Genomic DNA, 9,193 nt, shown 5'->3' on the forward strand with positions numbered 1-9,193 from the left:
GTGGCAGTGGTGTGTGGTGGTGAGTGGCGGTGGTGTGCGGTGGTGGGTGGCAGGGCTGCGGGCCGCTGCCCGTTCACTCCCGAGAGGGACGCGGACCGCCTCGCGGCGGGGTGTGTGCACCTGCGCTCCCGGTCGCTCCGACCCCGTAGGTCCGGGGGCCCCAATCCGGGCCCAGAGTTCACAGTGGGCCCACCAGGACCACTGAAATCGGTCGCGTGAAAGCGCTCCCACGCGCTCCGACGTGCGCCGAAGCGTAAATGGATCATGAATTATCTCGACGTGCGCGGCTAAGCCGCTGAATGGTACGGAATTTAACTACCAGTCACTTGAGGTGATTTGTCAGGCGAACGCCCTGTGCGGACTTCGTGAGCCCTGCCTCACTGGGCCCCCAAAGGTGTTCTCTGCCTCCCCGGACGTGGATAAAGTGCTGAGGCAGGAGCGCCCGAGTAAGGAGCACCTGGCAGGAGCGATTGCGGCCGGCGGTACGCGGCGGCCGGAGCCGAACGGGGAACAGCGTGCCGACAGCAATAGCAGTGACCAGTGCTGACCTCGTGCTGCCTCCGACCGATCAGCAGACGCCCACGGCGGTGGTCCTGAGGGCGCCCGGCGAGCAGCCGCTCGACCAGGCGCTGAGCGACATGCATCTGCTCCTGGAGCAGCACGGCTACGTCATCGCGGTCTACCCCGCCAGCATCCCCGTCGCCCACGAGCGCCGGCTGCACATGATCCGCTCGGTGCTGGAGAGCGACCGCATTGCGCTGATCAAGGCCGATCTGCCCCCCTTGGGTGTGGCGGTACTGGTGCGCCAATTGCGGCAGTTGTCCATCTGTGACTTCAGTGCCGGAGTCGTCGCCTCGGCCGCGAGGCTGCTGTCCCACTACATCCACGCCGGGGCGCTGCTGAACTCGGTCACCAAGCTGGACCGGGTGCCCGTCAGCCTGAAGGCCCATGCGAAGTCATGGGTCCCCGGATCGCAGTTCGGTGTGCTGGCCAACCCGAACCCCCAGCTGATCAAGATCGGCTCGGGGGACCTCACCGGTCCCGAGTTCTCCACCCATCTCCTTGTTGCCAAGGGGCAGTTGCAGTCCGATTGGGTGGCTTCCACGATCGCTCCGGCCTGGCAGGTGCAGGCCGTGCAGGAAGTCGCCTTGCCTGCGGATTCGCCCACTTGGTGGGGTACTTCGAAAATGATCGAATTCGCCGCCTTTCTGCCCGATATTTCACTGATTTATCAGCTGGTTTCTTCGGTTCGCAGGGAGGTCTGCACCTGGTGCGGAAATGAACTCATCGGCGACCGCTGCGGCCTGTGCTCGGCCCCGTTGAAACCGCCGGAGAACCAAACGAGCGGTTCCGGTGTCCTGAACCAAGGAACACCCATGCACCACGGGTCGTGAGCCACCGCGACGGCGGTGTGCCGCTGCTGCACCCACAGCCCGGCGAACCGCGCACGGCACCGGCCCGCTTCCCTACGGGCGGACGCCGCAGCGTGACCCGCGTCGGCCCGACCCCGCTCCGCCCCTCTGTCCGCTCATCGGCCCACGTCTCCCAACGAGGTTGCTCCGCTCATGAACTCACGGCAACGCCGCGGCGTCATCCTTCTCCTTCTCTCGGTCCTCTGTGCCTTCGGCGCGTTCGCCGGTGTGCTCTCGGTGATCAGTGATGTGAACTCGAAGGTAGGGCCGGAGGTGACTGCCTACCAGGTCAAATCGACCATAGCCCCCTACCGGCCGCTGGACCCGGGGCAGTTCGAGAAGGTCTCGATGCCGAAGCGCTGGCTGTCCAAGAACGCCGTCACCGACCTCTCGGTGCTGGACGGCAAGATCGCCGTCACCACGCTCCGCGCGGGCTCGTTGCTCCAGGAGGACATGCTCGTCAAGCGCCCGGCGCTGGAGAGCGGGCAGCAGGAGATCGCCATCATGATCGACGCCGCGACGGGCGTCGCCGGCAAGATCCGGCCGGGCAACCTGGTCAACATCTACGCGACCTTCGGCGGCCAGAACGACAAGGAACAGCCCACCTCGCGCGTCATCGTCCCCAACGCCAAGGTCATCGACGTCGGCCAGCTGACCTCCCTCGACCCGAAGGAGGACTCCCGCAGCGGCCCGACCGAGGCCGTGCCGATCACCTTCGCCCTGGACACCACCGACGCGCAGCGCGTCGCCTACGCCGAGTCCTTCGCCGAGCACGTCCGACTGGCACTCCTGCCGAACGACAGCCCGACGACCCTGCGTCCGGGCGAGGGCAGCTACAACCTCGACGAAGACAAGAACAAGTGAGGACTGGATGAGCACACGAATCCTCCCGGCTGTCGGCGATGCCGACGCCGCCCGATCCATCACCACACTGCTCAGCCAGCTCCCCGACGCGGAGCCGGCCGGGCCCCTGGGTGACTCCACCGCGCTGCTCGACACCCTGGCCCGGCTCGCCGCCGAGTCACTGGACGAGCTGCCCGAGGTCGTGCTGGTGCACGAGCGGATCGGTCCGGTCCCAGCCCTTGAGCTGATCCGGGAGGTGGCCCTGCGCTTTCCGGCGGTCGGGGTCGTGCTCGTCACCGCCGACGCGAGCCCCGGGCTCTACTCGGCAGCCATGGACTCCGGCGCCCGCGGCTTGGTCGGCCTGCCCCTCTCGTACGAGGAGCTGGCCCAGCGCGTCCAGGCCGCCGCCGGCTGGTCCGTCGGAGTCCGCCGCCACCTGGGGGCGGGCGCCGAGGTCTTCACCGGCCCCGGCGGCACGGTCGTCACCGTCAGCGGCGCGAAGGGCGGAGTCGGCGCGACCGTCGCCGCCGTACAGCTGGCCCTGGCGGCCCAGGCCTCCGGCCACACGGTCGCCCTGGTCGACATGGACCTGCAGTCCGGCGACATCGCCTCGTTCCTGGACGTACAGTTCCGCCGCTCCATCGTCGACCTCGCCGCGATCAGCGACATCTCGCCCCGCGTCCTGGCCGACGCCGTGTTCAGCCACGGCAGCGGGCTCGCCCTGCTGCTGGCACCCGGCGAGGGCGAACGCGGCGAGGAGGTCAGCGACCGCTCCGCCCGGCAGATCGTCAGCGCACTGCGTTCGCGGTACGAGATCGTGGTCATCGACTGCGGCAGCCAGATGAACGGCGCCAACGCGGCAGCCATCGAGATGGCCGACGTCGCCCTGCTGGTCACGACGCCGGACGTGGTCGCGGTACGCGGCGCGAAGCGCATCGTACGGATGTGGGACCGCCTCCAGATCCGCAAGGCGGAGGAGACGACGACCCTCGTCAACCGCTACAGCCGCAACACCGAGATCCAGCCCCCGCTGATCCAGAAGATCACGGGGACCCGGATCGCGGGAACAGCGATTCCCGCCAACTTCAAGGAACTTCAGGGCGCGGTCGACGCCGGCCGCATGCACGAACTCGACTCGAAGAGCGTCGTCAAGCAGGCGCTCTGGGCTCTGGCGGGTGAGCTGGGCCTGGTGAAGGTGCCCGCCGGGGCGGAAGGCAGTGGCAAGTACAAAAACGACCGAGGTTCGATCGGGCGCTCGCGCAGGCGGGGCGATTCCGCGGGCCGTGGCAAGACCGACTGAGGGGGCAGGTTGATTCATGGCGACCACCGAGAGGGCGGAAACCCGGATAGGCAGGAGGCGTGACCGCGACAGCGGACAGACCGCGATCGAGTTCGTCGGGGTTACGCCACTGATCATCCTGATGCTCATCGCGCTCTGGCAGTGCGCGCTGTTCGGCTACACGTTCATCCTGGCCGGGAACGCGGCGGATGTGGCGGCACGGGCGGGGAACGGGTCGCAGTGGAACCCGAACGGTGCCTGCGAGCAGGCTGGGCGGGAGGACCTGCCGAGCGCCTGGCAGGGCGAGGCCTTCTTCCGGTGCCCCAGCGCCTACGAACCCGGCCTGTACAAGGTGAAGGTCGAACTCACCGTGCCCGTCCTGGTGCCCGGAGTACTCGACTGGGGGCCGACGGTCACCGGCGAAGCCGCCTCGGCGAAGGAGGGCTGATTCATGACGGGGAAGAAGCGAAGGTCTGCTCGCGACCGCGGGCAGGTCGCGTTCGAGTACATGGGGTTCGTCCCGCTGCTGCTGCTGGTCGGCCTCTGCGCCATCCAGCTGGGCATCGCCGCATACGCGGTGAACCAGGCAGGCACCGGAGCCCGGGCGGCGGCGCGTACGGCCAGCCACGAGTTTCCGGAGACTGCGCCGAGGGTGGCAGGTCACCGGGCCATGAGCGACTGGATCACCACGAAGGGCGGAGCGTACTTCACGGATTCGCCCGGCTTGAAGACCGTGACCTACACCGCCCACGTCAAGATCCCTTCGATCATTCCGTGGGTCGACGACTTCGGTACCGCCACCCGCAGTTCCACCATGCCCCGCGAATAGCGAGGACAGCCTCCCCACTCACACCCACCACACCGGCAAGCCGGACCGAGGAGTCAGCACCATGAGCCTGCGGGCACGCATCACCGCCCCCGAGGAGCAAGCCGGGGGGCGGGAAGACGGCCACATGGTCGCCTCCTACCGGGCCAAGCTGCTTGAGGAGATCGACCTCGCGGAGATGTCCTCGCTGGCCGCTGCCGACCGTCGGGCACGGCTGGAGCGGGTGCTCGGCCACATCATCAGCCGCGAAGGCCCGGTCCTCTCGACCGTCGAACGGTCGCAGCTGATCCGCCGGGTCGTCGACGAGGCCCTCGGCCTCGGCATTCTGGAACCGCTGCTCGAAGACGCGTCCATCACCGAAATCATGGTGAACGGCCCCGACCAGATCTTCGTCGAGCGCAGCGGCAAGGTCGAACAGCTCCCGATGCGTTTCGGCTCGCACGAACAGCTGATGCAGACCATCGAGCGCATCGTCTCGACCGTCAACCGGCGCGTGGACGAGTCGAACCCGATGGTGGATGCCCGCCTGCCCAGTGGCGAGCGTGTCAATGTGATCATTCCGCCGCTCTCCTTGACCGGAGCGACGCTCACCATCCGACGGTTCCCAAGGGCCTTCACCCTCCAGGAGATGATCGGCTTCGGCTCACTCGATGAGCAGATGCTGATCCTGCTTTCGGGTCTAGTCCAGGCGAAGCTCAACATCATCGTCTCCGGCGCCACCGGCACCGGCAAGACGACCCTGCTCAACGCGCTCTCCGGGCTGATCCCCAACAACGAGCGCATCATCACGATCGAGGACTCCGCCGAGCTCCAACTCCAGCAGAGCCACGTCATCCGGCTGGAGTCCCGCCCGGCGAACGTCGAGGGAAAGGGCCAGATCAGCATCCGTGACCTGGTCCGCAACTCCCTGCGTATGCGCCCCGACCGCATCGTCGTCGGTGAGGTCCGTGGCGGTGAGTCGCTCGACATGCTCCAGGCGATGTCGACGGGCCACGACGGCTCCCTCGCCACGGTGCACGCCAACAACGCCGAGGACGCATTGATGCGTCTGCAAACCCTTGCCTCCATGTCGGAGATCAAGATCCCCTTCGAGGCCCTGCACGACCAGATCAACAGCGCCGTCGACGTGATCGTCCAGCTCACCCGGCACGCCGACGGTGGTCGAAAGATCACCGAGATCGCGATCCTCGACTCGCACGGCCGCGACAACTACCGCATCGTCAGCGTCGCCCGCTTCATTCCCCAGCCGATGGCCGCCGACGGGCGGATCTACGGCCAGTTCCAGTACCTTCCGCTCCCGCGCAAGATCGCCGAACGCCTCTACATGGCCAGCCAGCCCATTCCCCAGGCCTTCGGTGTCGCCTCGTCCGACGAACAGCTCGCCACCCGAGAGGCCAAGTAGGTACCGCGCCATGACCAATCTCCCCCTTCTCACCATCGGCGCCACGCTCGTCTGCGGGGTGCTCGGCGTCATGGGTCTGCATGCGTACGCCGGCGGCAAGGCCGACCGCGACGCCCTCGTCGACCGTCTGTCGCACACCGGCCAGATACAGGCCGCAGGACGTCACCGCCGCTTCCAGGGCGTCGACCGGAGGCTTCGCAAGACCGGACTGGGCCGCAAGATCGAGCTGAAGCTTGCCGTCACTGGGCTCGAGATCACTCCGGGCGAATTCCTTGTCTACGCGTTTCTGGCCATGGCGGGTCTCTGGATGGTGGCCTCATCGATCCTGGCCTCCTTCTTCGGCCCTGTGGCTGCCATAGTCGGGCTATGGGGCACCAACGCCTTCCTGAACTGGCAGCGCACCAAGCGCACCGAGCGCTTCATCAACCAGCTCCCCGAGCTGTCCCGCATCCTCGCCAACGCCACTCAGGCCGGACTCGCTCTGCGTACCGCTCTTTCGATGGCGGCAGATGAGCTTGAGGACCCCGCCGGCGAGGAGCTCGCCCGCGTAGCCCGCCGCCTCAGCGTCGGGGAATCGCTTGACGATGCCCTGAGCGAACTGACCGAGCGGCTACCGTCCCGCGAACTCGTCGTCCTGGTCACGACCCTCGTTCTCTCGAACCGGGCCGGCGGTACGGTGGTCAGCTCCCTGCGCAACCTCACCGAGACGTTGGAGGAGCGCAAGGAGACGCGTCGTGAGGTCAAGACGCAGCTCTCACAGGTCACCGTCACGGCCTATGCCGTTCCGGGCTTCGGTATCGGGGCCATGCTCCTTATGAATGGTGTGATGCCGGGCGCTCTCGACCGTATGACCGGGGCGTTCATCGGCCAGGTCGCGGTGATCGTCTCTCTGGTCCTGTACGCGATCGGATTCATCGTGATCCGCCGCCTGTCCCGTATCGACGTCTGAGGGGAGGAGCGGACATGGACTTGTTGCTCGCACTCGTGGTAGGTCTCGCCGTGTACGGAGCGATCGCCGGAATCCGGATGTACCGCGCCGACGCCAAGCTTCCCGGCGACCTCGCCATCGCCTTGGAGGTCGGCTCCACCCGCACCAGCGCGGTCGGCTCCGGCATTGACCGGATGGGCATGCGGTGGGCCCCCGCGGTGCTCAGGATGATGGGCCCCAAGGCCGTCAACAAGAAGCGCCACCAGATCGACATGGCAGGTAACCCCGGCGGCCTCACTATCGACCGATATGCGGCCCGGCGCGCGGTCTACGGGGCGCTCGGCGTGTTCGGCGCCCTGTCGACCCTCATGCGTGGTCAGATCTTCGTCTCCATCCTGCTCCTGGCCTTCGGTGCCTTCTGGGTGGAGGTCGGCATCTGGTCCGCCGTCCGCGTCCGCAAGGAACACATCGAGCGCACGCTCCCCGACTTCCTCGACGTTCTAGCGGTCGTCGTGTCGGCAGGCCTCGGCTTTCGCCAGGCGCTGGAGCGCGTCGCCGAGAAGTACGAAGGCCCCTGGGCCGACGAACTTCGCATCACTCTCCGCCAGATGGATATGGGAGTCAGCAGACGGCAGGCCTTCGAGGAACTGCGTAAACGCAACGACTCGGAACAGGTCGCCATGTTCGTGACCACACTCCAGCAAGGTGAGGAACTGGGAGCGCCGATCGTCGAGACGCTGATCCAGATCGCCAACGACATGCGCCGCACCGACGCCCAGAACGCACGACGTAAGGCGGCCAAGGCTGTCCCGAAGGCGACCTTCGCGGTCACCTCGTTCCTCTTGCCGGGAACGCTGGTGCTGCTGACAGTCGGTTTCGTGTACGGAGCCAACGTCGACTTCTCGTTCATCAAGGGATGACCTGCGTGACGGGGGAGAATGCAGACCACGAGCTGGAGGAGGTGACAGGCGCATGGCATTTCAACTCAGCGATTCACAACCCGGGTTGACGAGCGAGGTTCGCCAGGCGCTCGCAAACCCAGGGGCTCAACCGGCCTTCGCGATCCAGCTCAACGCGCTCCAGGCGATGTGCCGGCAGGTCTTCGGATTCCGTCTGGCGATGACCGCCATAGCGACGCCATTCGCGATCGACCGCACGGCGCCCGGTCTCGCCACGTGGCTGATCGGCGCGGCCATCCTCGTCACCTTCATGGGCTCCTACGTCCTCTTCCGGGACTGGGAGCGCTTCGGCCCGCTCTTCTTGCGTCACCCGTGGCTGCTCGGTGTCGACGCCGCATTCGGTGCCTTGCTGTTGATCACCGCCACGCCGGAATCCACCTTGGCGTACGTCACGGTCTGCACGCCGCTGCTCGCCGGACTCGTCTACGGGTGGAGGGGTGCGGCAGTCTTCGCCGCCCTCCAGACGCTGATCATCTTCGGCGTGTACGGCACCGACGCGCAACTGGAGGCCAGCGAGGCCACCGCGCTGCTTCTCCCTGGCTTCTGCGTGATCGCCGGCGCAGTCGGTGTCACCCTGCGCAACCTACTGCTCCGCTTCGGCACAGCGAGTCAGGCCCTCACCGAGACCCGCGCACGGCTGGCCGTAAGCGAGGCCATCGAAGGTGAACGCACACGACTGGCCCGGGAGATGCACGACTCCGTTGCCAAGACCCTGCACGGTTTGGCCATGGCAGCAGACGGCTTGGCCAGCTCCTCCGACCGTATGGACCCGCTGACCGTCAAGCATCAGGCCGAGCTCGTCGCCCGCTCCGCCCGTCGCGCGGCGGCGGAGTCGCGTGAGCTGCTGTCGGACCTGCGACGCGAGTCGGGACTCGACGGCGGAATCGACGTCGTGGCGGAACTCCAAGCCCGAGCCGATGACTTCACCCGGCGACACGGTCTCACCGCGAGCTTCCGGCTGCTCAACGAGGATCCGGTCCCGGCCGTGCCCCAGGTCGTGGCGCGGCAACTGCTCACCATCGCCTCCGAGGCGATGGAGAACGCCAACCGCCACGCTCACCCCACGTACCTCGTTGTGCTTGCCGGAGTGAAGGGCGACGTCCTGAGGATCAGCGTGTACGACGACGGGCGCGGTCTGCCGGCCGGCGTCACGCTCGACGACCTCAGGCGCGCCGGCCACTTCGGCCTCGTCGGCATGGTGGAACGCGCCGCGTCCATCGGGGCCCGTATCCGCATCGGCAAGGGCAAGGCGGTCACCGGCACGGAAGTCCGCCTTGAACTTCCCATGGCTGCCCTGACCCAAGCATCGCCCGCATCACCGCTCGACTGACCCGCTTCCCGCCCGTCCCCACAGATACATGAGAGGAGGTCGCAGAATGTCGGACGACGTCTCCCGTGCCTCGGGCCAGAACTGGGCCGCACAGCACCACGCCTCCCAGCACACGTCCTCGCATGGCACACCGGTCACTTCCGAATCCAGCTCCCCAGGGTTCCCCGTTCCTCAGCAGGTCGCGGCATCCGGAACCATGCCCGCCTTCCCCCCT

9 protein-coding genes are annotated in these 9,193 nt (G+C 67.1%); all 9 read left to right on the forward strand.

Going from position 1 to position 9,193, the window contains the following annotated elements; translation table 11 throughout:
- Positions 1 to 533: 533 nt before the first annotated feature.
- The 9 genes from JGS39_RS31560 to JGS39_RS31600 all read left to right on the forward strand — a co-directional run bounded on the left by JGS39_RS31560 (position 534) and on the right by JGS39_RS31600 (position 8,979).
- Complete coding sequence (locus JGS39_RS31560) at positions 534 to 1,394, forward strand: hypothetical protein (protein WP_219573167.1); 861 nt, start codon at positions 534 to 536, stop codon at positions 1,392 to 1,394.
- A gap of 171 nt (positions 1,395 to 1,565) precedes the next feature.
- The gene (cpaB, locus tag JGS39_RS31565) at positions 1,566 to 2,276 is read left to right on the forward strand and encodes a Flp pilus assembly protein CpaB (RefSeq protein WP_219573168.1); all 711 of its coding nucleotides are present in this window, start codon (positions 1,566 to 1,568) and stop codon (positions 2,274 to 2,276) included.
- 7 nt (positions 2,277 to 2,283) lie between these two features.
- Positions 2,284 to 3,555, forward strand: a complete 1,272-nt coding sequence (locus tag JGS39_RS31570) for a CpaE/TadZ family protein (RefSeq protein WP_219573169.1) — start codon at positions 2,284 to 2,286, stop codon at positions 3,553 to 3,555.
- Positions 3,556 to 3,571: 16 nt separating this feature from the next.
- Positions 3,572 to 3,982: a TadE family protein gene (locus JGS39_RS31575; RefSeq protein ID WP_219573170.1), complete on the forward strand. Its 411-nt coding sequence runs from the start codon at positions 3,572 to 3,574 to the stop codon at positions 3,980 to 3,982.
- Between the two features lie 3 nt (positions 3,983 to 3,985).
- On the forward strand, positions 3,986 to 4,363 hold the full coding sequence (locus tag JGS39_RS31580) for a TadE/TadG family type IV pilus assembly protein (protein ID WP_219573171.1): 378 nt from the start codon (positions 3,986 to 3,988) through the stop codon (positions 4,361 to 4,363).
- Positions 4,364 to 4,424: 61 nt separating this feature from the next.
- A complete protein-coding gene (locus JGS39_RS31585) occupies positions 4,425 to 5,762 on the forward strand; it encodes a TadA family conjugal transfer-associated ATPase (RefSeq protein ID WP_219573172.1) in 1,338 nt (445 codons plus the stop codon).
- A gap of 10 nt (positions 5,763 to 5,772) precedes the next feature.
- Positions 5,773 to 6,711 (forward strand): type II secretion system F family protein, encoded by a 939-nt coding sequence (locus JGS39_RS31590; protein ID WP_219573173.1) that lies wholly within the window; start codon positions 5,773 to 5,775, stop codon positions 6,709 to 6,711.
- A gap of 14 nt (positions 6,712 to 6,725) precedes the next feature.
- Positions 6,726 to 7,610 (forward strand): DUF5936 domain-containing protein, encoded by an 885-nt coding sequence (locus tag JGS39_RS31595; RefSeq protein ID WP_219573174.1) that lies wholly within the window; start codon positions 6,726 to 6,728, stop codon positions 7,608 to 7,610.
- Positions 7,611 to 7,662: 52 nt separating this feature from the next.
- Positions 7,663 to 8,979, forward strand: a complete 1,317-nt coding sequence (locus JGS39_RS31600; protein ID WP_219573175.1) for a sensor histidine kinase — start codon at positions 7,663 to 7,665, stop codon at positions 8,977 to 8,979.
- The last annotated feature ends 214 nt before the right edge of the window (positions 8,980 to 9,193 follow it).

The organism is Streptomyces poriferorum, from assembly GCF_019399235.1.
Classification (GTDB): Bacteria; Actinomycetota; Actinomycetes; order Streptomycetales; family Streptomycetaceae; genus Streptomyces; species Streptomyces poriferorum.

Excerpts from the sequence above, each read along its gene's own strand:
- cpaB (WP_219573168.1), top strand. The coding sequence starts at position 1,566 with ATGAACTCACGGCAACGCCGCGGCGTCATCCTTCTCCTTCTCTCGGTC.
- JGS39_RS31570 (WP_219573169.1), top strand. The coding sequence starts at position 2,284 with ATGAGCACACGAATCCTCCCGGCTGTCGGCGATGCCGACGCCGCCCGA.
- JGS39_RS31575 (WP_219573170.1), top strand. The coding sequence starts at position 3,572 with ATGGCGACCACCGAGAGGGCGGAAACCCGGATAGGCAGGAGGCGTGAC.
- JGS39_RS31580 (WP_219573171.1), top strand. The coding sequence starts at position 3,986 with ATGACGGGGAAGAAGCGAAGGTCTGCTCGCGACCGCGGGCAGGTCGCG.
- JGS39_RS31585 (WP_219573172.1), top strand. The coding sequence starts at position 4,425 with ATGAGCCTGCGGGCACGCATCACCGCCCCCGAGGAGCAAGCCGGGGGG.
- JGS39_RS31590 (WP_219573173.1), top strand. The coding sequence starts at position 5,773 with ATGACCAATCTCCCCCTTCTCACCATCGGCGCCACGCTCGTCTGCGGG.
- JGS39_RS31595 (WP_219573174.1), top strand. The coding sequence starts at position 6,726 with ATGGACTTGTTGCTCGCACTCGTGGTAGGTCTCGCCGTGTACGGAGCG.
- JGS39_RS31600 (WP_219573175.1), top strand. The coding sequence starts at position 7,663 with ATGGCATTTCAACTCAGCGATTCACAACCCGGGTTGACGAGCGAGGTT.